Origin of the sequence: Pseudomonas sp. S60 (assembly GCF_016647865.1) — a bacterium.
Lineage (GTDB): Bacteria > Pseudomonadota > Gammaproteobacteria > Pseudomonadales > Pseudomonadaceae > Aquipseudomonas > Aquipseudomonas parafulva.
In genome coordinates, this window is the sequence record NZ_JACVVH010000051.1 from 1 (window position 1) to 21,394 (window position 21,394).

23 protein-coding genes are annotated in these 21,394 nt (G+C 64.2%); 3 read left to right on the forward strand and 20 right to left on the reverse strand.

Features of this window, described 5'->3' with window-relative positions:
* Positions 1-170 precede the first annotated feature (170 nt).
* Genes IAE33_RS20735 through ccmA form a run of 10 tightly spaced genes read right to left on the reverse strand, consistent with a single transcriptional unit; the run spans position 171 to position 7,507 of the window.
* On the reverse strand, positions 171-590 hold the full coding sequence (locus tag IAE33_RS20735) for a hypothetical protein (protein WP_201164892.1): 420 nt from the start codon (positions 588-590) through the stop codon (positions 171-173).
* 12 nt (positions 591-602) lie between these two features.
* A complete protein-coding gene (gene ccmI, locus IAE33_RS20740) occupies positions 603-1,799 on the reverse strand; it encodes a c-type cytochrome biogenesis protein CcmI (RefSeq protein WP_201164893.1) in 1,197 nt (398 codons plus the stop codon).
* A complete protein-coding gene (locus IAE33_RS20745; protein WP_201164894.1) occupies positions 1,792-2,268 on the reverse strand; it encodes a cytochrome c-type biogenesis protein in 477 nt (158 codons plus the stop codon). The genes ccmI and IAE33_RS20745 overlap by 8 nt, the downstream gene beginning before the upstream one ends.
* Positions 2,265-2,801 (reverse strand): DsbE family thiol:disulfide interchange protein, encoded by a 537-nt coding sequence (locus IAE33_RS20750; RefSeq protein ID WP_028633431.1) that lies wholly within the window; start codon positions 2,799-2,801, stop codon positions 2,265-2,267. Before IAE33_RS20750 ends, IAE33_RS20745 begins: the two co-directional genes overlap by 4 nt.
* Positions 2,798-4,771: a heme lyase CcmF/NrfE family subunit gene (locus IAE33_RS20755; protein ID WP_201164911.1), complete on the reverse strand. Its 1,974-nt coding sequence runs from the start codon at positions 4,769-4,771 to the stop codon at positions 2,798-2,800. The genes IAE33_RS20750 and IAE33_RS20755 overlap by 4 nt, the downstream gene beginning before the upstream one ends.
* 11 nt (positions 4,772-4,782) lie before the next feature.
* The gene (gene ccmE, locus IAE33_RS20760; RefSeq protein ID WP_028633433.1) at positions 4,783-5,226 is read right to left on the reverse strand and encodes a cytochrome c maturation protein CcmE; all 444 of its coding nucleotides are present in this window, start codon (positions 5,224-5,226) and stop codon (positions 4,783-4,785) included.
* Positions 5,223-5,399 (reverse strand): heme exporter protein CcmD, encoded by a 177-nt coding sequence (gene ccmD, locus IAE33_RS20765; RefSeq protein WP_201164895.1) that lies wholly within the window; start codon positions 5,397-5,399, stop codon positions 5,223-5,225. The genes ccmE and ccmD overlap by 4 nt, the downstream gene beginning before the upstream one ends.
* Positions 5,396-6,163 (reverse strand): heme ABC transporter permease, encoded by a 768-nt coding sequence (locus IAE33_RS20770; protein WP_201164896.1) that lies wholly within the window; start codon positions 6,161-6,163, stop codon positions 5,396-5,398. Before IAE33_RS20770 ends, ccmD begins: the two co-directional genes overlap by 4 nt.
* Before the next feature lie 46 nt (positions 6,164-6,209).
* The gene (gene ccmB / locus IAE33_RS20775; protein ID WP_201164897.1) at positions 6,210-6,878 is read right to left on the reverse strand and encodes a heme exporter protein CcmB; all 669 of its coding nucleotides are present in this window, start codon (positions 6,876-6,878) and stop codon (positions 6,210-6,212) included.
* Positions 6,875-7,507 (reverse strand): cytochrome c biogenesis heme-transporting ATPase CcmA, encoded by a 633-nt coding sequence (gene ccmA, locus IAE33_RS20780; protein ID WP_201164898.1) that lies wholly within the window; start codon positions 7,505-7,507, stop codon positions 6,875-6,877. Before ccmA ends, ccmB begins: the two co-directional genes overlap by 4 nt.
* A gap of 161 nt (positions 7,508-7,668) precedes the next feature.
* Here ccmA and fliK point away from each other — a divergent pair, with 161 nt between their 5' ends.
* From fliK to IAE33_RS20795, 3 genes are all read left to right on the forward strand, one after another.
* Positions 7,669-9,219 (forward strand): flagellar hook-length control protein FliK, encoded by a 1,551-nt coding sequence (fliK, locus tag IAE33_RS20785; protein WP_201164899.1) that lies wholly within the window; start codon positions 7,669-7,671, stop codon positions 9,217-9,219.
* Entirely contained in the window at positions 9,216-9,548 is a 333-nt protein-coding gene (locus IAE33_RS20790; RefSeq protein ID WP_201164900.1) for an EscU/YscU/HrcU family type III secretion system export apparatus switch protein, read from the forward strand. The genes fliK and IAE33_RS20790 overlap by 4 nt, the downstream gene beginning before the upstream one ends.
* Before the next feature lie 149 nt (positions 9,549-9,697).
* Complete coding sequence (locus IAE33_RS20795) at positions 9,698-12,406, forward strand: dermonecrotic toxin domain-containing protein (RefSeq protein WP_201164901.1); 2,709 nt, start codon at positions 9,698-9,700, stop codon at positions 12,404-12,406.
* 35 nt (positions 12,407-12,441) lie between these two features.
* Here IAE33_RS20795 and IAE33_RS20800 read toward each other — a convergent pair whose 3' ends face one another.
* From IAE33_RS20800 to IAE33_RS20845, 10 genes are all read right to left on the reverse strand, one after another.
* Positions 12,442-12,837 carry a DUF2802 domain-containing protein gene (locus IAE33_RS20800; protein ID WP_028633441.1) on the reverse strand — a complete coding sequence of 132 codons (396 nt, stop codon included), beginning with the start codon at positions 12,835-12,837 and terminating at the stop codon, positions 12,442-12,444.
* A 1-nt stretch (position 12,838) separates the two neighbouring features.
* The gene (locus IAE33_RS20805) at positions 12,839-13,318 is read right to left on the reverse strand and encodes a chemotaxis protein CheW (RefSeq protein ID WP_003254393.1); all 480 of its coding nucleotides are present in this window, start codon (positions 13,316-13,318) and stop codon (positions 12,839-12,841) included.
* Between the two features lie 4 nt (positions 13,319-13,322).
* The gene (locus IAE33_RS20810; RefSeq protein WP_201164902.1) at positions 13,323-14,258 is read right to left on the reverse strand and encodes a CheW domain-containing protein; all 936 of its coding nucleotides are present in this window, start codon (positions 14,256-14,258) and stop codon (positions 13,323-13,325) included.
* The gene (locus tag IAE33_RS20815) at positions 14,258-15,046 is read right to left on the reverse strand and encodes a ParA family protein (RefSeq protein ID WP_028633443.1); all 789 of its coding nucleotides are present in this window, start codon (positions 15,044-15,046) and stop codon (positions 14,258-14,260) included. The genes IAE33_RS20810 and IAE33_RS20815 overlap by 1 nt, the downstream gene beginning before the upstream one ends.
* 85 nt (positions 15,047-15,131) lie before the next feature.
* Positions 15,132-15,989 carry a flagellar motor protein MotD gene (gene motD, locus IAE33_RS20820; RefSeq protein WP_028633444.1) on the reverse strand — a complete coding sequence of 286 codons (858 nt, stop codon included), beginning with the start codon at positions 15,987-15,989 and terminating at the stop codon, positions 15,132-15,134.
* A 3-nt stretch (positions 15,990-15,992) separates the two neighbouring features.
* Positions 15,993-16,733 carry a flagellar motor protein gene (locus IAE33_RS20825; protein ID WP_028633445.1) on the reverse strand — a complete coding sequence of 247 codons (741 nt, stop codon included), beginning with the start codon at positions 16,731-16,733 and terminating at the stop codon, positions 15,993-15,995.
* Positions 16,733-17,854, reverse strand: coding sequence for a protein-glutamate methylesterase/protein-glutamine glutaminase (locus tag IAE33_RS20830; RefSeq protein WP_201164903.1), 1,122 nt, complete (start codon positions 17,852-17,854; stop codon positions 16,733-16,735). Before IAE33_RS20830 ends, IAE33_RS20825 begins: the two co-directional genes overlap by 1 nt.
* Before the next feature lie 46 nt (positions 17,855-17,900).
* Complete coding sequence (locus IAE33_RS20835; protein WP_201164904.1) at positions 17,901-20,135, reverse strand: chemotaxis protein CheA; 2,235 nt, start codon at positions 20,133-20,135, stop codon at positions 17,901-17,903.
* Between the two features lie 12 nt (positions 20,136-20,147).
* Positions 20,148-20,936: a protein phosphatase CheZ gene (locus tag IAE33_RS20840; protein ID WP_028633448.1), complete on the reverse strand. Its 789-nt coding sequence runs from the start codon at positions 20,934-20,936 to the stop codon at positions 20,148-20,150.
* A gap of 20 nt (positions 20,937-20,956) precedes the next feature.
* Positions 20,957-21,331 (reverse strand): chemotaxis response regulator CheY, encoded by a 375-nt coding sequence (locus IAE33_RS20845; RefSeq protein WP_161629585.1) that lies wholly within the window; start codon positions 21,329-21,331, stop codon positions 20,957-20,959.
* Positions 21,332-21,394 lie beyond the last annotated feature (63 nt).

The following is a 21,394-nucleotide window of genomic DNA, read 5'->3' on the forward strand; positions in this document are numbered from 1 at the left end:
TCACCTCCCTCCGCAAGCCCTCCGCTCGGCCTCCTGAAGTCGCAATCTGTGCTGCTTGGTCTATCGCGCACTTATAAGCAAGAGCAACAGCAAGAGCGAGAGCGCAGGCGGAGCATCGCGAGCTGCGCTCGCTCCTACAGGGTTCCGGTAGGGCGTGAGTGTGGCATCACTTAATTACCAAAGGCCCGCCCCAACCCACCCGGCACACCACTACTGTCCGTAGCCTGCCAAGGCCCATTCGGGCTCAACGACCAACTCCACCCATTATCAAACCGGTAATAAGTGCGCTGCCGATAAAACGTATTAGGCTGCTTATCCAACACATAAACCCCCAACTTCGGGTCCCAATGGCTGGCCCCACCCGGCGGCGGTGCAAAGCTCGCCGACGTGCGCGGTACCGGCTTCGGCGCCGGCGCCGGCTTGCCCACCGGCGTGGAAGGCTGCCCCCCCGGCAACGGCTTGATAACCGGCCCCTGCGGAGGCGGCGCCCGGTCCACCGGCGGCTCCGGCTGGGTCACCGGGCCATGCCCCGTACAGGCAGACAAACCCAAAGCCAGGGCAATCAAGGTCAGGCGTACGGAACTGTGCATGGCAAGGCTCTCTTACAGGTCAGGGCTGTCGATCGTCAGATGCTGGGTGGCCTGGGTCGCAACTGGCAAAGGGGCACCTTGCCCACGCCATTCACCACGGGTAGGCTGGCCCCCCCTCGACACCCGTGCAACCAGTTGGACTTCGGCGAAATCCGACAGTTTCATCTGCGGCATCATCGCATCGGCGTCCGTCAACTCCACCTCGATCGGCAATTGCGCCACCGTCACCCGCTTCGCCGCCAGCGGCATGGGCGGGCCATTACTGGCGCGGGCAAAGATGAATACTGTGTCCTCCGGCCGTACCTTGCCCTGCAAGGCAGGCGCCAGTTCGACCCGAACCTTCAACCGCGCTGTGGCCGGCGCCAGCTGCGACGCCTGGCCAGCAGCACCACCCAAACGCTCGGCGGCGCGGTCGATACCGCCCTGCAGCGCGGCACGCGAAGCGTCGCCTTGCGGCAACTGCGCCAACAGGCGCTTCCAGTAATCGATGGCCTCCTGGTAGCGCTCCCCCTCGAACGCGGCGATGCCGCGCAGGCCCAGGCTGGTGACCTCGTTGGGGTCGGCCTTCAGCGCCTCATCGGTCAACGCCTGCACCTGCGGGCTCCACTGCTTGTCGGCGGCAAAGTACAACGCCTGCGCCCACTGCCCCAACAACTCAGGCTGCCGCCCCGCCAAACCCACAGCGTGCTCGAAGGTGCGGGCGGCATCTGCGGGCCGTTGCTCGGCCATGTAGGCACGGCCCAGGAAATACACCGCCTCGGCAGAGTCCGGCTGGGCCTGCACCACCCGCTCCAGGCGCGTGGTCATCTCTTCCATCGACTTCGGCGCCTGGGCGAATTCCTGGGTCAGGGCTACTTTGTCGGCAGCGCCAAAGTGCAGGTACAGCCCCAGGGCCATCAGCGGCACCAGCACCGCTGCCAACAGTGGCAGGGCTTTACCCAGGTGGCGCAGGCGCGCGGGTTCGGCACCCTCGGTGTCGGCCAGCAGCTCGCGGGCGGCCTCGTCCCGGCCCTGGTCCAACTGCGCGCCGTCCAGGACACCAGCGGCTTGCTGGGCAGCGAGCTCGGCCACGCGTTCCTGGTACAGCGCTACGTTCAGTGCGGTACGGTCTTCTTCCTGCTGCCGACGCCGGCCACGCAGGATGGGGATCAGCAAGAAGCTGAGAGCGGCGAGCAACAGCAGGCCCGCGCTAAGCCAGAATTCAGTCATGGGGGCTTTCTTTTTCCAGCAGTTTGGCCAGACGCTCACGCTCGTCGGCAGACAGTTGATCGGTGCCCTGCACAGCCGTTACGCGGCGCCGACGCACAATGATCGCCAGCACCACGAAGCCACCCGCCAGCAACAGGCCGGGGCCGAACCAGAGCAGCCAGGTGCGGCCGCTGAGCGCCGGCTTGTAGCGCACGAAGTCACCGTAGCGGTCGACCATGAAGTCGACGATCTGCTGGTTGCTCTGGCCCTCGCCAAGCATGCGGAAAATCTCCCGGCGCAGGTCGGCTGCAATCGGGGCGTTGGAATCGGCAATGTCCTGGTTCTGGCACTTGGGGCAGCGCAGTTCCTTGGTCAGTTGCTGGTAGCGCTCCCGCTCGGCCTGGTCACGGAACTGATAGGTATCGATGGCCGCACTGGCCACACCGGCCACGCCCAGGGCCAGGGCTGCGGCCGCCAACCAACGCCTCATGGCCGGGCCTCGTCAACCAGGCCCTGGTAGAGCGGTGCCAGTTGCTCACGCCAGACGGTGGCATCGACCACCCCCACATGTTTGTAGCGGATAACGCCCTCGGCATCGATCAGGAAGGTTTCCGGCGCGCCGTAGACGCCCAGGTCCAACCCCAGGGTGCCCTCCTCGTCACGGATATCCAGCTGGTAGGGGTTGTGGAACTCGGCCAGCCACTTCTGCGCAGCCGCGTTATCGTCCTTGTAGTTGACCCCGTAGATCACCACACCCTGCTGGGCAAGCTGGTTCAGGTAGGGGTGCTCGACCTTGCACGACGAACACCAGGTCGCCCACACGTTCACCAGCGCCGGGCGGCCCTGCAAATCAGCCTGGGTGAGCGTGCGGTCGCCCTGGGACGATGCCAGGGAGAATACCGGGAACGGCTTGCCGATCATTGCCGAAGGCAGCTCTTCGGGCTTGAGGAACAACCCTTTGTAGAGGAATACCGCCACCAGCAGGAATACCGCCAGTGGCACCACCATGATCCAACGTTTCATGCAACTGCTCCAGACACGCCCAGGGCCTCACGCACCCGGGTCTTGACCTTGACGCGGTAACGCCGGTCGAGGGCCGCGAGCACCCCGCCAAGGCCAGTCAGCAGACCGCCCAGCCAGATCCAGCGGACATAAGGCTTGATGTGCAACCGCACCGCCCAGGCACCGTTTTCCAGCGGTTCACCCAGGGCCACGTACAGGTCGCGGGTAAAGCCTGCGTCGATGCCGGCTTCGGTCATCATCGACTGCTGCACGGTATACAAGCGTTTCTCGGGGTGAAGCGTGGCCACTTCCCGGCCCTCGCGGCTGACCACGATGGTGCCCTTGTCGGAAATGAAGTTCGGCCCTTCAAAATGCTTGGCGCCCTGGAACAGGAAGTGGTACCCGCCCAGTTCCACGCTTTCACCCGGGGCCATGCGCAAATCACGCTCGGCGCTGTTGTTGCTCGACAACACCACGCCCAAAGCACACACCGCGAGCCCAAGGTGCGCCACCTGCATGCCCCAATAGCTGCGGCCAAGCCCCGGCAGGCCCTTGAGCAACCCTTTGTGGCGGGTCTTGTCGAGGATATCGCGCACCCCACCCAGCACTACCCAGGCTGCCAGGGCAAAGGTGGCCAGGGCCGGCCAGTCGAAGTCGTCGACGACAAACCCTGCCAGCGGTGCCATCACTGCACTGCCGATCAGCACCGGGGTCATCATGCTGGCCAGCCACTTGCCGGGGGTGTCCTTCCAGCGCACCACCACGCCCACGCCCAACACCAGCATCAACAGCGCCATCAACGGCAGGAACAACGCATCGAAGTACGGAGGGCCAACCGACAGCTTGGCCCCTGTCAGGGCATCGAGTACCAGCGGGTACAGCGTGCCCAGCAGAATCATCGAGGCCGCTACCACCAGTACCAGGTTGTTGGCCAGCAGCAGTGTTTCACGCGACCATAGGCCGAAGCCCACCTGGCTCTTGACCACCGGCGCACGCAGGGCGAACAGCGTGAGCGAGCCACCCACCACGAACAGCAGGAAGAACAGGATGAAGATGCCGCGGGAGGGGTCGGCTGCAAAGGCGTGAACCGAGGTGAGCACGCCCGACCGCACCAGGAAGGTGCCCAGCAGGCTGAGGGAAAACGCCGCAATGGCCAGCAGCACCGTCCAGCTCTTGAACACACCGCGCTTTTCGGTCACCGCCAGCGAGTGGATCAGCGCCGTGCCCACCAGCCATGGCATGAACGAGGCGTTCTCGACCGGGTCCCAGAACCACCAGCCGCCCCAGCCCAGTTCATAGTAGGCCCACCATGAACCCAGGGTGATGCCCACACCCAGAAACGCCCAGGCGACGATGGTCCAGGGCCGCGACCAGCGCGCCCACGCCGCATCCAGGCGGCCACCGAGCAGCGCGGCGATGGCGAAGGCGAAGGCCACCGAAAAGCCCACGTAGCCCATGTACAGCATCGGCGGGTGAACGATCAGGCCGATGTCTTGGAGCAGCGGGTTGAGGTCGCGGCCATCGACCGGCACCTGCGGCAGCAAGCGCTGGAACGGGTTGGAAGTGATGATCAGGAAGCTCAGAAAGCCCACGCTGATCATGCCCATCACCGCCAGCACGCGGGCCAGCATCACTTGGGGCAGTTGCCGCGAGAAGACCGATACGGCAAAGGTCCAGCCACCCAATATGAGCGCCCACAGCAGCAAGGAGCCCTCGTGGGCGCCCCATACGGCACTGAATTTGTAGTACCAGGGCAACGCGCTGTTGGAGTTGCTGGCCACATACGCCACCGAGAAGTTGTCGGTCATGAACGCATGGGTCAGGCAAGCAAAGGCGAAGGCCAGGAACGCAAACTGGCCCCAGGCCGCGGGGCGTGCCAGGCTCATCCACAGGCTGTCGCCACGCCAGGCGCCAAGCAGCGGAATGCTGGCCTGCACAGCCGCAAAACAGATGGCCAGTATCATCGCCAGCTGGCCGAGTTCGGGTATCACCAGCGCCGCATTCATGGCTGCACCTGCGCTTGGCCGCTTTCCTTCAACGCCTTGGTGACCTCAGGCGGCATGTATTTTTCGTCGTGCTTGGCCAACACTTCATCGGCTACCACTACACCGTCGCCGTTGAGCTTGCCCAAGGCGACAATGCCCTGCCCCTCGCGGAACAGGTCTGGCAGGATGCCGCGGTAGGTAATGGGCACCGACTTGTTGAAATCGGTGACCACAAAGCGCACGTCCAGTGAATCGGACGAACGCTGCACAGAGCCTTTCTCGACCATGCCACCGGCACGAATGCGCGTGTCCTGGGGGGCCTCGCCATTAGCAATCTGGGTAGGGGTGTAGAACAGGTTGATGTTCTGCTGCAATGCGCTCAGGGCAAAGCCCACGGCAACCCCCACGCCGACCAGCAGGCCGACGATCAGCAACAGGCGTTTCTTGCGCTGCGGATTCACTGAATGTTCTCCCGGCGCAAGCGGCGCGCCTCTTCTTGCAGGTAGCGACGGCGGGCCAGCAGTGGCATGGCCACGTTCAGCGCCAGCACCGCCACGCAAATGCCATAGGCGGACCACACGTACAAACCATGGTGGCCCATGGCAAGAAAATCACCGAAGCTGGCAAAACTCATGGTGCGGCCCTCCGGCCAAGGCTGTTTGATACTTCATCCTTGACCCAACTGGAGCGCGCCTCGCGCTTGAGCACTTCCAGGCGCATGCGCATCAGCAGCACGGCGCCAAAAAAGCAGTAGAAACCCAGTGCCGTGCACAGCAGCGGCAGCCACATCTCGGCCGGCATCGCCGGCTTTTCGGTGAGGGTAAAGGTGGCCCCCTGGTGCAGGGTGTTCCACCACTCCACCGAGTACTTGATGATCGGGATGTTCACCACGCCAACGATGGCGAGCACCGCGCAGGCCTTGGCTGCGCTGTCACGATTACTGATTGCCTGCCCCAGCGCAATGATGCCGAAGTACAGGAACAGAAGGATGAGCATGGACGTAAGCCGGGCATCCCAGACCCACCAGCTGCCCCAGGTGGGCTTGCCCCAGATGGCGCCGGTGACCAACGCTACGGCCGTCATCCAGGCGCCAATGGGCGCGGCGCATTGCAAGGCCACATCGGCCAGCTTCATTTTCCATACCAGCCCCACCACACCGGCCACCGCCAGCATCACGTAGCAGGATTGCGCCAGCATCGCCGCTGGCACATGGATATAGATGATGCGGAAGCTGTTGCCCTGCTGGTAGTCCTGGGGGGCGAAAGCCAGGCCCCAGGTGATACCGACCAGCAGCAGCACCAGCGCAGCCACGGCCAGCCATGGCAACAGGCGGCCGCTGATGGCATAGAACCATTTGGGGGAACCCAGCTTGTGGAACCACGTCCAGCTCATTTTCATCAGGGTACATCCAGGGTATTTGCCAGGCTTGAAAGCCCAGGACTCGTTATTCGCCGACGCTGATCTTCAGGCCGGCGGCGATCGCAAAGGGTGCCAGGGTGACAGTCAGGGCTGCCAGGCTGGCGAGCCAGAGCAGCTGGCCGGTTGCGGGCATATTGTGCAATGCCGCTTGCAACGCACCACTGCCCAGGATCAATACTGGGATATACAACGGCAGAATCAACAACGCCAGCAGCAGGCCGCCACGCTTGAGGCCCACCGTCAGCGCCGCGCCCACCGCGCCCAGCAGGCTCAATACCGGCGTGCCCAACAGCAGCGAGCCCAGCAGCACAGGCAGGCAGTGCCCGGGCAGCCCCAGCATCAAGGCCAGCAATGGCGCCAACAATACCAGCGCCAGCCCGGAAAAGATCCAGTGCGCCAGCACCTTGGCCAGCACCATCAGTGCCAGCGGGTGCGGCGACAGCACCCACTGCTCCAGTGAGCCGTCCTCGAAGTCGCTGCGGAACAGGCCGTCCAGCGACAGCAGCACCGCCAGCAGTGCCGCCACCCACACAAGGCCAGGTGACAGGTTCTGCAGTGTCTGGCTTTCGGGGCCGACCGCCAAGGGGAACAACGCCACCACGATGGCGAAGAACACCAACGGGTTGGCCAGTTCGGCCGGGCGGCGGAACAACAGGCGCGCCTCCCGGCGCAGCAACAGGATGAATACGCTCATGCCGCCCACTGCCCCAGGTTCAGTTCGCGGTAACCGGACGGTTTGCAGGCCAGCGCATGGTGAGTGGTCATCACCACGGTGCCGCCTTGTTCGCAGTGGTGTGCGAGGTGCTGCTCCAGTTGCGCCACGCCCTGTTTATCCAGGGCGGTAAAGGGTTCGTCGAGAATCCACAGCGGCGGGCTGGCCAGGTGCAGGCGGGCCAGGGCGACGCGGCGCTGCTGCCCGGCAGACAGGGTATGGCAGGGTACGTCTTCGAAACCACGCAGCCCGACGGCTGCCAGCGCCGCCCAGATGGCCTCGCGGCTGGCAGGCTGGTGCAACGCGCACAACCATGTGAGGTTTTCCTCGGGGGTGAGCAGGTCCTTGATGCCCGCCGCATGGCCGATCCACACCAGGATGCTGGCCAAGGCGTGACGCTGCTCGCCCAAAGGCTTGCCACCCAGCAGGATCTGCCCGGCGGTCGGCTGCATCAGGCCGGCCAGCAGGCGCAGCAGGCTGGTCTTGCCACTGCCGTTGGGGCCACTGATCTGCAACATGTCGCCGGGCCGCAATTCGAACGCGAGGTGCTCGAACAGCAGACGCCAGTCGCGCTCGCAGGCCAGGCCCACGGCTTGGAGGTGAAGAGTCACGGTTTCGCCTTATCGGTTGTAGGGCCCTGGGCGCACACCTGAAGCCCTGCCACTCAAGTCGCCCATCGCGCTGCCGTTATACTGGCAACCACGGGCGGGCGGCATTATTACATGCACAGCCACGCTGCCAAGAGGCTGGGCTCCACAGGTTGTATACAATCATGACTGAAATCAATAGTCTCGGCCCACAAACCGCGACCAGCGCCCAAGCAGTGAAAGCGGCCATGACCGGCGAACTGCTGCGCCTGACCCAGGCTCAGCCGGGTTTGCTCGCCCCGGGCGAGACGGCGCAAGCCGAAGTGGTGTCCATGCGCCAGGCCGGCCAGGATTTTCAGTTGGTGTTGCGCCTGATGCAAGCCAATGGCCTGCAAACCCAGTTGCAGGCCAATGCCAGCCAGCCCCTGCCACAGGGTAGCCAGGTGACCGTGAGCCAGCCTGAGGCCGGCCGCCTGGCCATCCTGCTGCAACAGGCCAGTGCCAGCCAGGTAGCCACCCTCACCCGCCTTGATACCAGCCAGGTGCCCATTGGTACGCTGCTACAGGGCAAGGTGCTGACCAACCAGGTGCTGCCTGCCACGGCCGACCAACCTGCCAGCTACCGGGCATTGGTGAGCCTGTTGAACACTGCTCAGGCTGGCGCCGTGCTGGCTATCGACAGCCCCCGCCCCCTGGCCCTGGGCAGTTTGCTCAGCGGGTTGGTACAAGGCGATCAGTCACTGCGCTTCGTCCCGCTCAGCGGCAGGCAGGACCAGCTCAGCATCGCCCAACAGTTGCTCACCCAGCAGAACCGCCAGGCATCATTGCCCGGCCTGCTGAGCGCGCTGCAACAGCTGGTGAGCGATCCAGGTACCGATACCGACGTACGCGCCAGCACCGGGCGCCTGCTGGCGGCCTTGCCGACGGCCACGCAACTGGGCGATGCCAAGGCGCTGATGCAGGCCCTGGGCAACAGCGGCGCCTTTCTGGAAGCCAAGCTGCTGGCCGGTGGCGCGCCGGCGCTGGCCACCGACCTCAAGGCCAACCTGCTTCAGCTCATCGCCCAGGCCACCACCAATGCCGCGATCAACCCGCCACCGGCCACCTTGGCCGCCGCCATGCCGGCGCTGGCGCGCAATGCCCTGGGGATGCTCGAACGGGTTTCGCCCAAGCCACAGCCCGGTGGGTTTCCGCTCCCCTCCAAACTGCTCCAGGCCCTGGAGGACGAAGGCGACCTGCAAGCGCTGCTGCGCCTGGCTGCGGCGGCCATTTCCCGCCTGCAGAGCCATGCCATGAGCAGCCTGCAGCAAACCGGCACGCTGGAGAACGGCAACCTGCAGACCACCTGGCAAACTGAAATCCCCATCCGCCATGGGCAGGACTTCATCCCGATGCAGGTCAAGCTGCAACGGGAGGAAACCCCCGAACAACAGGCCGAGCGCAAGCACCAGGCGCAGGATTCCCTGCAGGCACTGTGGCGCATCGAGCTGGCATTCGACCTGGCCCCCCTCGGCCCTTTGCAGGTGCAGGCACAGCTCACCCAAGGCTGCCTGAGCGGCCAGCTGTGGGCGGAGCGGGAACGCACCGCGCGCCTGATCGATACCGAACTCGGCGCGCTGCGCGCTGGCTTGCTGGCCCGCGGGCTGCACGTGGGCGACCTGCAATGCCACCCGGGCATTGCACCGCAAGGCCCCAGCACCCGGGTAGAACAACGCTGGGTGGATGAAAACGCATGAGCCTGAAAACCCCACGCCAGGCCATCGCCCTGAGCTATGACGGCCAGCAGGCACCCACGCTCAGCGCCAAAGGTGACGACGAACTGGCCGAAGCGATCATGGCCATTGCCCGTGAACACGAAATTCCCATCTATGAAAATGCCGAGCTGGTGCGCTTGCTGGCCCGGCTGGAACTGGGCGACCAGATACCCGAAGCCCTGTACCTGACCATCGCCGAAATCATCGCCTTCGCCTGGCAGTTACGCGGCAAAGTGCCGCCTGGTTTCGATGACACGCCGGAGCCTGAGCGCGATATAACCCCGAACCTGCCGCGTTTGCCGGGGGCCTGACCCGGCCGCAGGCAATTATTGTGGGGGGCGCTGCGCACCCCATCGCGAGCTACGCTCGCTCCTACGGGCCGGGGTGGTACCCGCTTACCGACCCGTTCAGGGCCCCTCTCGCCATTGTGCCGCCTGGTCCATCACACAGGTCAATCACCATGGCAATCACCCTCGTCAACCCTGCCGGCGAACAGTTCGTTCGGCGCCATCTGCAGAACATCCCTCGCCCCGACCGCCAAGCCGCCAGCGCCGTACGCGAGTGGGCACGCGCCCAGGGCCACGACCTGGACCCGGACACCACCGACGCGGTCACCCTGCACTACCGCGGCAACCAGGCGATCATTACCCAGCGCCTGTCACTGACCCAGGCGGTGCTGGCCAACTGGCAAGGCGAAACCAGCAAGAACCTGATCGGGCAATTGTTCCCAGGCGGCTGGGCCGGCCAATGGCCTGGGCAAACCCTGCACATCGTCGAGCGCCTCCCCGAACCGGGCGCCCTGGACAACAGCGCCCCGTTCTCGGTGTTCAACGGCCTGTTCCACCGCACAAGCCCCGCCCGCTACGACAACGCCACACACCTGCCGATTGACGTCGAAGCGTTGCAGCGCTTTGTCTGGAACCTGGATTTCCACACACACTTCGTCGGTATGCTCGATGACTACTGGCGTGACGCCGCGCAGCAGCACAGCAAGGCCCTGCAGATCAGCTTCATTGCCGCCTGCAACAAACAGGTCCAGGAAGGCTCGCTGAGCGCAACCGGCCGCCTGCTGGCCTGGCAGGCTGCAGGGCTTGCACCGCGCGCAAAGGGGTTCAAAGCCCGGCTGTTGAACATCTATGGCTATGCCGCCACCGACCTGATCGTCATGGCCGATGCCGCGCACAATCACGTGTTGATGTACCTGCCTGGCAATGCCTCACCCCTGCACGAATTCACCGGCATGGCAGCCATGAAGGACTGGGTGGGCGAGCAATGTCGCGACCCGCAGAAACGCCAGGCACTGCGGCAGTATTTCAGGCTGGCAGACACCCCGGACGGGCTCGATTTCAGCGGGCTGGACACGGCCCTGCTAGGCCTTGGAGTTTACCCTGCCTTCCCCCACCGCTCGCCCAACCGGCCAGGGTTTACCACCGACGGGAAATGGCCGCCACGCCAATACGTCAACTACAAAGTCGCTAAATACAGCCCGGAAGTGACAGGCGATTTGTTCGCCGCCATTACCGAACGCCAACGCGCGCGCAGTTACGCCGACGCCGATTTCACCATCACCAGTGACCATGAGGTGACCAAGGGCAGGTGGCGCGGCTACCTGACCACATCGATCAACCTGCTGGCGCCGTTCGCGATCGTGGTGCCAGAGCTGATCCCCCTGCTGGCAGCAGCAGGCATCGGCCAGTTCGGCATGGGCCTGGATCAGGCCATCAATGGCAAATCAGTGGAGGACAAGGCAGAGGGTGTTTCGGGCGCGGTCTACGGGCTGCTCAATGCACTGCCATTTACCGCAGAGCTGGCCACCCGGGCGACGACGCTGCTGCCACCGCCGCGCGGCGTGTTCAGGGTGCCGATCCGCCTCAACGAGCACTTGGGCTACCCGCTGAGCCCGATCAACCCGCCGCACTTCCCAGAGCCCGACGTGGGCGCCTATTTCTGGGAAGAAGTGGCAGCAGTGCCGGCAGACGATAGCCCGGTTGCGCAGTCGGTAATCAGGACACCGGTCAGCCAAAGTGGCCCGGCAAAGCTGCAATCGATGATCCGTGGTTACAACGCCGAAGTGCTGTACGACGCCGAATACGATGCGTTCATCGCCAGCAATGCCCTCAACGATGTGCAGCCCGTTTGTTACCAGGCCGCCGAAGGGCGCCCAGGGCTGTTCAGGATCTCCCCTCGGGAACGCCCGGTCACCGACGGCATGCGCATGGCCACCCTGCGGGGCCTGGGGGTGGATATCCAGCTGCCCATCCAGGTGCCGGCGATTGACGCCCAGGCCGTGCAGCCCATCCCCAAGACCCTCTCCAGCATCTGGGTGGGCAACAAGGTGATTGCTCCCGAGCTGCTGGACAACCTGGCTACCAATGCCAGGCGCCTGGGCAGCAGCCCGTACCGCTACCGGCTGTATCTGTCGAACGCAGATGCGCGGGCGTTCGAGGCCAACCGGCACCTGCTGGCAACAAGGGCCCCCGGCCTGGAAGTGGTGACGCTGGAAGAGCAGCCCTTCTACCAGTCCTGGCGCGACAGCCCTCATTACCCACAGTATCACCAGGCAATCAACGGCCCCGGGGCCAATTTTTCGTCGGCGTCCGATATCCTGCGCTACCCGCTGCTGCACCATGAGGGTGGGGTCTACCTGGATGTGGACGATACGCTGTTCCCGCACCCTGACGATCCACTTGACCCCTCGCGTGCAGCTATCGACACCGTAGAACTGGCCACTACCCCCGACGGCCTGGTGCTGGGTGACCCGGCCAACAACGACACCCTGGGCATGCACTGCCAGTACAACAGCAACATGATCGGCAGCCACCCCAACAACCCTACCCTGCAGGTGATCGCCGATACCCTGCACGAGCGCTATCTCGCCAATGGGGACTTCTACGGCTACAAGCCGATGGCAGGCACCCCTGAATTCAAGGCCTACGCCAAGCGCCTGAGCCAGTTGACCGGGCCGGGCCTGCTCAATGACGTGATTGACCGATGCCTGCCCAGGTTGCGGCTGCTGCGCCAACTGAGCAACCTGCAGACCCTGCCACAAAGCAAGCCGCTGTATCTGGTTGACAGCAAGCAGGCCGAGATCATCGCGGCCGTACAGGCCGACCAGGCGCTGAACCGCGTCGCCCAGGTGGGCAACTACCACTCCTGGGGCAGGCCCTGACAGCACGAGGGCGACTTGCGTCGCCCTTTTTTGCTTCACTCGCTGCGGTGCAGCTTGCTCATCAGCTCGGCTTCGGCCTGGGTCAGGCCACAGGTTTCGGTCAGTTCGGAAACACTGGCCCCCATGCTCACCAGCCGCGCAGCCTGGGTGAAGGTGACGCTGCTGGGGTCGTGCTGCTCCAGGCGCTCCAGGCGGTCCGGCAAGCCGGCAACCACCGCCCGCACTTCATGGATAGCCTCGCCCATGCGCACGCTGCCGTTCTGGTAATCATCCAGGCGCTTGTTCAGGTCCTTGATGCGCTGGTCGCGCATGGCATCGATGACCTGCTGGTGGGCGACAGCCTCGCGCTGGCGCCTGGCATAGTTCAGGAAGTACCAGGCACTCAGCGCCCACAGCAGCGCCAACAGAATGACCGCAACCTCGAAGATCAACTCAGATGTTCTCCAGCTCGGACCACTCTTCCTCGGTCATCATCTTGTCCAGCTCGACCAGAATCAGCAGCTCGCCGTTCTTGTTGCACACGCCCTGGATGAACTTGGCCGACTCTTCGTTACCCACGTTCGGCGCGGTTTCGATTTCCGACTGACGCAGGTAGACCACTTCGGCCACGCTGTCGACCAGAATACCCACCACCTGCTTGTCGGCTTCGATGATGACGATCCGGGTGTTGTCGGTCACCTCGGTGGGCATCAGGCCGAAGCGCTGGCGGGTGTCGATCACAGTGACCACATTACCGCGCAGGTTGATGATGCCCAGCACATAGCTGGGTGCACCCGGCACCGGGGCGATTTCGGTGTAGCGCAGCACTTCCTGCACCTGCATCACGTTGATGCCGTAGGACTCGTTGTCCAGACGGAAGGTAACCCACTGCAGGATCGGATCTTCGGAACCTTGTGCGGACGACTTTTTCATTCCCCTACCCCTTGAAATCCGCCTTCGGCGGTGTGTTCGGTGTCATTTTCGGTTTGGCGTGCATCTGCTTGACGGCGCCGCTGGCGATCAGCTCGGCCAGTTCAGCAACATCCAGTAACGCACACATGTGTTCGATTACCGTGCCAGCCAGCCACGGGCGTTGGCCCCGCTGGCTGCGCCACTTGATCTCGGACGGGTCCAGGCGCAGCGAACGGCTGACCTGATGCACGGCCAGCCCCCATTCATAGCCCTGAACAGAAATTACGTACTGCAGGCCCTGTCGGAAGTCATCGCGGTAACGGTCGGGCATAACCCAGCGCGCCGTGTCCAGCACCTTCAGGTTACCGGCCTGGCAGGTGAGGATGCCAAGGAACCACTCGGGTTGGCCGAACAAAGGCGTCAGTTCCTGACCGGCCAGGTTGTAGATCGAGCCAAGGCACACCAGCGGCACTGCCAGGGTCAGCCCAGCCACGTCGAACAGCAGGCACTCGAACGGCTCGGCAGCCCAGGCCGGGCGACCATCGACGGTGGCGGGCGGCGCGGGCAGGCCCGGCGCCGGCAGGTGTACGTCCACCAGCGGCACCGCAGGTTCCACTGCCGGGGGCTCGATCAGCACCGGGATACTGGCCTCGGCCACCACCTGCTGTTCAACCACCGTGACTACCGGTGCCTGCACGGGCATCACGCTGGGCAGCACAGCCAGACGGGGCTCGGCGAAGGGCCGCGGGGTGGTGGGCCGTGGTGGCGCTACAGCGGGCGAGCGCGCAGGCGGCTGCGCATCGCGGGCCTGCTCTTCGCGCACGGCCTGGGCAAATTCGTCGGTGGCTACGGGCGCGTCGAGAATGTCATCGGCTTCGGTGGCCTCCTGCAGCAGGCCGTCCAGGTAAGACTGCAGCGCCATCTGCGGCTTGCTGCCGGCGTGTCGGGTTTGCGTCGTCATCAGGCCACCTGCGCTGCGGGCTTGTAGGTCAACAGGTGCTTGAGCAGCGCCCGGTAGGCCAGCAGCCCACGGCTCTTGTTGTCGAACTGCGAGGGCGTGACGCCCTTGCGGCTTGCGTCACGCAGCCGTGTGTCGACCGGAATGTAGCCCTGCCAGACCTGCTCGCCGTAGGTGTCGCGCAACAGCTTGAGCGTGCTCAGCGAGGCCTGGGTGCGGCGGTCGAACAGGGTCGGTACGATCTGGTAAGGCAGCGCCTGCTTGCGCGAGCGGTTGATCATGGCCAGGGTGCCGACCATGCGCTCCAGGCCTTTGACCGCAAGAAATTCGGTTTGTACGGGGATCACCAGCTGCTGGCTGGCCGCCAGGGCGTTGACCATCAGCACGCCGAGCAACGGTGGGCTGTCGATAAGCGCAAAGTCGAAATCCTGCCACAGTTGCGCCAGACTCTTGGCGATCACCAGGCCAAGGCCATTCTGCCCGGGGGACTGGCGTTCCAGCACGGCCAGCGCCGTGCTGGAGGGCAGCAGCGAGATGCGTTCGTCGCTGGTGGGCAACAGCAGTTGCCCAGGCAAGCCTTCGGGCACCCCGCCCTTGTGCAGGAACAGGTCGTAGCAGCTGTGTTCCAGGGCATCGGGGTTGTGCCCGAAATAGCTGGTCATCGAGCCGTGCGGATCGAGGTCGACGACGACCACGCGCTTACCGGCATCAGCCAACAGGCCAGCCAGCGCGATGGTGGTGGTCGTCTTGCCGACGCCACCCTTTTGATTGGCTACTGCCCACACTCTCATAGACTGACTCTTGAACCGTTCATGACGCAGAATCCCCGTGGCCATCCGGCAGCGACGGGGTTAGCGGTGCCAGAGAATTGACGAGTCATTGCCCTGCCACCGTGGCAGCGGTTGCCGGTGCACTTTGTGTGCCAGCCCGGCGCAATGCCGCGTCCGGTGTGGCGTTGGCCGTGCCGGTACCGGTCAGGCTGCGGCGTACTTCAAGGTTGCGTGAGATCACCAGCACCACCCGCCGGTTGCGCGCACGCCCCTCTGGCGAATCGTTGCTGGCCACCGGCTGATATTCGCCATACCCCACCGAAGCCATGCGCGCAGGGTTGACCCCGTTCATCGCCAGCAGCCGCACGATGCTGGCCGCCCGCGCGGAGGACAGCTCCCAGTTGGTGGGGTACTGCGCCGTGCGGATAGGCAAGTTGTCGGTGAAACCCTCCACATGCACAGGGTTGGCGAAAGGCTTGAGGATGTTGGCCACCTTTTCGATGATGGCGAACGCATTGTCGCTGGGCATGGCGTCGCCGCTGCCAAACAGCAGCGATGAATTGAGCTCGATCTCGATCCACAGCTCGTTGCCGCGCACGGTCATCTGGTCGCTCTTGATCAGGTCGCCAAAAGCGTCGCGCACATCATCGCTGATGGTCTTGAGCGGGTCGCTGCTGGACGCCGCCAGGCCTGCTTCGGTCTGTTGGCTGTCGTTGACCAGCGGTTCTGCCGGGCGCACGCTGAGCGGGCGCTCCTCGCCAATGGGGATGGCCTTCATGCTGCGCTCCGGGTCGTTGAACACCCCGAGCAGGGCCTGGGAAACCACTTTGTACTTGCCCTCGTTGATCGAGGAAATCGAATACATCACCACAAAAAAGGCAAACAGCAAGGTGATGAAGTCGGCGTAGGAGACCAGCCAGCGTTCGTGGTTTTCCGGTTCTTCGGCATGGCGGCGACGGCGCATGGGCTACTCCATGAAGCCTTGCAGCTTCAATTCGATCGAACGCGGGTTCTCACCCTCGGCAATCGACAGCAGGCCTTCGAGCAGCATTTCGCGGTAACGCGACTGGCGCATTACCAGGGCCTTGAGCTTGTTCGCCACCGGCAGCAGCACCAGGTTGGCACTGGCCACCCCGTAGATGGTGGCGACGAAGGCCACGGCAATACCGTTGCCCAGTTGCGAAGGGTCGGCCAGGTTGCCCATCACATGGATCAACCCCATCACGGCGCCGATGATGCCGATGGTCGGCGCGTAGCCGCCCATGCTCTCGAACACCTTAGCCGCCTGCAAGTCGCGGCTTTCCTGGGTCAGGAAGTCCACTTCGAGGATGCTGCGGATGGCCTCGGGCTCGGCGCCATCGACCAGCAGCTGCAGGCCCTTGCGCGCATAAGGGTCGGGCTCACCGTCCGCAACGCCTTCCAGGCCCAGCAGGCCCTCCTTGCGCGCCGTCAGGCTCCAGTTGACCACACGGTCGACACCGCCAGGCAGGTCGACCCTGGGCGGGAACAGGATCCAGCGCAATATCTGCAGCGCCCGCTTGAACGACGACAGCGGCGACTGCAACAACGCCGCCGCCAGCGTACCGCCCAGCACGATCAGCGCTGCCGGCCCATTGACCAGCGCGCCGACATGCCCGCCCTCAAGGAAATTGCCGCCTACGATGGCAACAAAAGCCAGGATCAGGCCGATCAGGCTGAGCACGTCCATCAGACGCACGCCTCCACCAGGTGCCTACCGATGTCATCCAGGCTGTACACCGCATCGGCCAGGTTGGCCTTGACGATGGCCATGGGCATGCCGTAGATCACGCAGCTGGCTTCATCCTGGGCCCACACGGTGCTACCGCCCTGCTTGAGCAACCGCGCACCCTCGCGACCGTCTGCCCCCATGCCGGTCAGCACTACGGAGAGCACCTTGTCGCCATAGGACTTGGCCGCAGAGCCGAAGGTGATGTCCACGCAGGGCTTGTAGTTCAGGCGCTCATCGCCCGGCAGGATTTTCACCGTGCCACGGCCGTCGATCATCATCTGCTTGCCACCCGGTGCCAGCAGCGCAAGCCCTGGGCGCAGCATGTCGCCGTCCTCGGCTTCCTTGACACTGATGCGGCACAGTTTGTCCAGGCGCTCGGCAAAGGCCTTGGTGAACGCGGCGGGCATGTGCTGGATGAGCACGATGGGCGCCGGGAAGTTCGCCGGCAGCTGGGTCAGCACACGCTGCAGCGCCACCGGCCCACCGGTGGAGGTACCAATCGCCACCAGTTTGTAGGGTTTGCGCTTGGGGGCCGGAGAATGCGCCGGCGCCGGGGCCGCAGCCGTTGGCCGTGCGGGCGCGGGTGCCGCGCTGCGCACCGGCGCCGTGGTGGCGGTACCCTGGCTGCCCGAGGCGGGCGCAGGCGCAGGCGCGGTGCGGGCGTAGCTGGGAATACGGCGGTTGCTGCGCGAAATGGTATGTACCTTTTCGCACAGCATCTGCTTGACCTTGTCGGGGTTGCGCGAGATGTCCTCGAAGTTTTTCGGCAGGTAGTCCACGGCGCCTGCGTCCAGCGCATCGAGGGTAACGCGGGCGCCCTCGTGGGTCAGCGACGAGAACATCAGCACGGGGGTTGGGCAGCGCTGCATGATGTGGCGCACGGCGGTGATGCCATCCATCATGGGCATTTCGTAGTCCATGGTGATGACATCGGGCTTGAGCGCCAGTGCCTGGTCGATCGCTTCCTTGCCGTTGGTCGCGGTACCTACTACCTGGATCGTCGGGTCCGCCGACAGGATTTCCGAGACACGGCGGCGGAAGAAACCGGAATCATCCACCACCAGGACCTTGACTGCCATAAACACTCCATTAGGCGGCGCCACCCGCCAGGGGGCGCCACCGAAATCAAATACGCCGGGCGGCGTAACGCTTGAGCATGCTCGGGACGTCGAGAATCAGCGCAATGCGGCCGTCGCCGGTAATCGTGGCCCCGGACATGCCGGGGGTGCCCTGCAGCATCTTGCCCAACGGCTTGATTACCACTTCTTCCTGGCCAACCAGTTGATCGACGACAAAGCCGATGCGCTGGGTACCGACCGAAAGAATCACCACATGCCCTTCGTGCTGTTCTTCATGGACCTGGCCCTGAACCAGCCAGCGCTTGAGGTAGAACAACGGCAGCGCCTTGTCACGCACGATCACCACTTCCTGGCCATCGACCACATTGGTGCGTGACAGGTCCAGGTGGAAAATCTCGTTGACGTTGACCAGCGGGAAGGCGAATGCCTGGTTGGCCAGCATCACCATCAGGGTCGGCATGATCGCCAGGGTCAACGGCACCTTGATGACGATCTTCGAACCCTGGCCCTTGGCCGAGAAGATGTTGATGGAACCGTTGAGCTGGGAAATCTTGGTTTTCACCACGTCCATGCCCACGCCACGCCCGGACACGTCCGAGATTTCGGTTTTGGTCGAGAACCCGGGGGCGAAGATCAGGTTGTAGCAGTCCGACTCGCTCAGGCGCTCGGCGGCGTCCTTGTCCATCAGGCCCTTTTCCACGGCCTTGGCACGCAGGATGTTCGGGTCCATGCCTTTGCCGTCATCGGAAATCGACAGCAGGATATGGTCACCTTCCTGCTCGGCCGACAACACCACCCGCCCGGTACGGGCCTTGCCGGCTTCTTCACGCTCGTCGGGCATTTCCACACCGTGGTCCACGGCGTTGCGCACCAAGTGCACCAATGGGTCGGCCAGCGCCTCGACCAGGTTCTTGTCCAGGTCGGTTTCTTCGCCCACCAGTTCCAGGTTGATTTCTTTCTTCAACTGCCGGGCCAGGTCGCGTACAAGGCGCGGGAAGCGCCCGAACACCTTCTTGATCGGCTGCATGCGCGTCTTCATCACCGCGGTCTGCAGGTCGGCAGTGACCACGTCGAGGTTGGACACGGCCTTGGACATGGCCTCGTCGCCGCTGTTCAGGCCCAGGCGCACCAGGCGGTTACGCACCAGCACCAGTTCGCCGACCATGTTCATGATCTCGTCCAGGCGCGCGGTATCGACCCGCACGGTGGTTTCGGCCTCGCTGGCGCCATGCTTTTCGGCTGCAGGCGCCGGCGCTCGGGGTGCCGGGGCTGGGGCGGGCTTGGCGGCAGCCGCGGGTGCCGCAGCGGCAGGCCTGGCGACCGGCGCAGGCTCGGCCTGTGCGGCAGGTGCCGGCTGTACCTTGGCGGGCGCTTCGGCAGCGGCCACCTCCCCGGTGAACTTGCCCTTGCCATGCAGTTGGTCCAGCAGCGCCTCGAATTCGTGCTCGCTGATTTCGTCACCCACCGCAGCCGTGGCTTCGGCCACCGGTGCCGGGGCTTTCGCGGCAGGCAAGGCATCGGCCTGGAAGGTGCCCTTGCCATGCAACTGGTCGAGCAGGGATTCGAACTCGGCATCGGTGATTTCGTCGCTGGCCGCCTGCTGGCTGGCAGGCGCAGGTGCAGCGGCCACTTCGGCGCTGAACTGGCCCTTGCCGTGCAACTGGTCGAGCAACGATTCGAATTCCGCGTCGGTGATGTCATCACCGCCCGCGCTCACGGCTTCGCCTTGCACCTGTTCGGCGGCGGCCTGCGCCTTCACCGCATCCAGCGAATCGAGCAACTGCTCGAATTCGCTGTCGGTGATATCCGCGTCGGCTTCGGCCTCAGCCACAGGAGGCTGGGCCACCGGCTCGGGCGCTACCGCTGCAGGCGCCGGGGCCGGCGCTGCGGCACCCGGCTCGGCCAGCCGCGCCAGGGCGGCCAGCAGCTCGGGCGTTGCAGGCGTCACTTCGCTGCGCTCGCGCACCTGGCCAAACATGCTGTTGACGGTATCCAGTGCTTCGAGCACCACGTCCATCAATTCCGAGTCGACCCGGCGCTCACCTTTGCGCAACACGTCGAACACGTTCTCGGCGATGTGGCAGCACTCCACCAGCTCGTTGAGCTGGAGGAAGCCGGCGCCCCCTTTTACAGTGTGGAAACCGCGAAAAATCGCATTGAGCAGGTCGGCATCGTCCGGCCGGCTTTCCAGCTCGACCAGTTGCTCGGACAGTTGCTCAAGTATTTCGCCGGCCTCTACCAGGAAATCCTGGAGGATTTCTTCATCGGCGCCGAAGCTCATCAAACGTGCTCCTTAAAAACCCAGGCTGGACAGCAGATCATCGACATCGTCCTGACCGGACACAACGTCTTCACGCTTATCGGCATGAATCTGCGGACCTTCACCCCGAGTCGGATGTTTTTCTCGATCTTTTTCTGCACGCAATTGATCTTGGTCATGCTGGATGCCGGCGAAGCGGTCCACCTGGCTGGCCATCATCACCAGTTTCAGCAGGTTGCTTTCCACTTCCGTCACCAGGGCAGTGACCCGTTTGATCACCTGCCCGGTCAGGTCCTGGTAGTCCTGGGCCAGCAGAATGTCGTTCAGATGGCCAGCCACCTTGCGGTTGCCTTCAGCGCTGTGCGTCAAGAAACTGTCGACACGTTTGACCAGGTCGCGGAACTCCGTGGCGGCCACTTCGCGGCGCATGAAGCGCTGCCAGTCTGCGCTCAGGGCGTTGGCTTCGGTGGCCAGGCCGTTGAGCACCGGGGTGCTTTCTTCGACCAGGTCCATGGTGCGGTTGGCCGCGCCTTCGGTGAGCTTGACCACATAGGACAGGCGCTCGGTGGCGTCAGTAATCTGCGACACCTCTTCGGCCTGCGGGATGGTCGGGTCGATCTGGAAACTGACGATGGCGCTGTGCAGCTCACGGGTCAGCTTGCCAACTTCCTGGTACAAGCCGCGATCGCGGGTCTGGTTCAGCTCGTGAATCAGCTGCACCGCCTCGCCGAAACGGCCCCGCTCCAGGCTTTCTACCAGCTCCTGGGCATGCTTCTTGAGCGTGGATTCAAACTCGCCCAACGACGTTTGTGATGAATTCATGGCGCGCCCCCTGACGTGACTCAGCCGTTGACGCGTTCGAAGATCTTCTCGATCTTTTCTTTGAGAACCTGCGCGGTGAACGGCTTGACCACATAGCCGTTAACGCCGGCCTGGGCCGCTTCGATGATCTGGTCACGCTTGGCTTCAGCCGTGACCATCAGCACCGGCAAGGCCCTGAGCTTGTCGCTGGCGCGCACCTTGCGCAGCAGGTCGATGCCCGACATGCCCGGCATGTTCCAGTCGGTCACCAGGAAGTCGTAGTGGCCGTTTTCCAGCATCGGCAGCGCCGTGGTGCCGTCATCGGCTTCTTCGGTGTTGCTGAACCCCAGGTCACGCAGCAGGTTCTTGATGATCCGCCGCATCGTCGAAAAGTCGTCGACGATGAGGATTTTCATGTTCTTGTCCAATTAGACCTCCAAGCAGTCTCAAACGCGCTCGGCCCCGAGCGCGCACTCAAT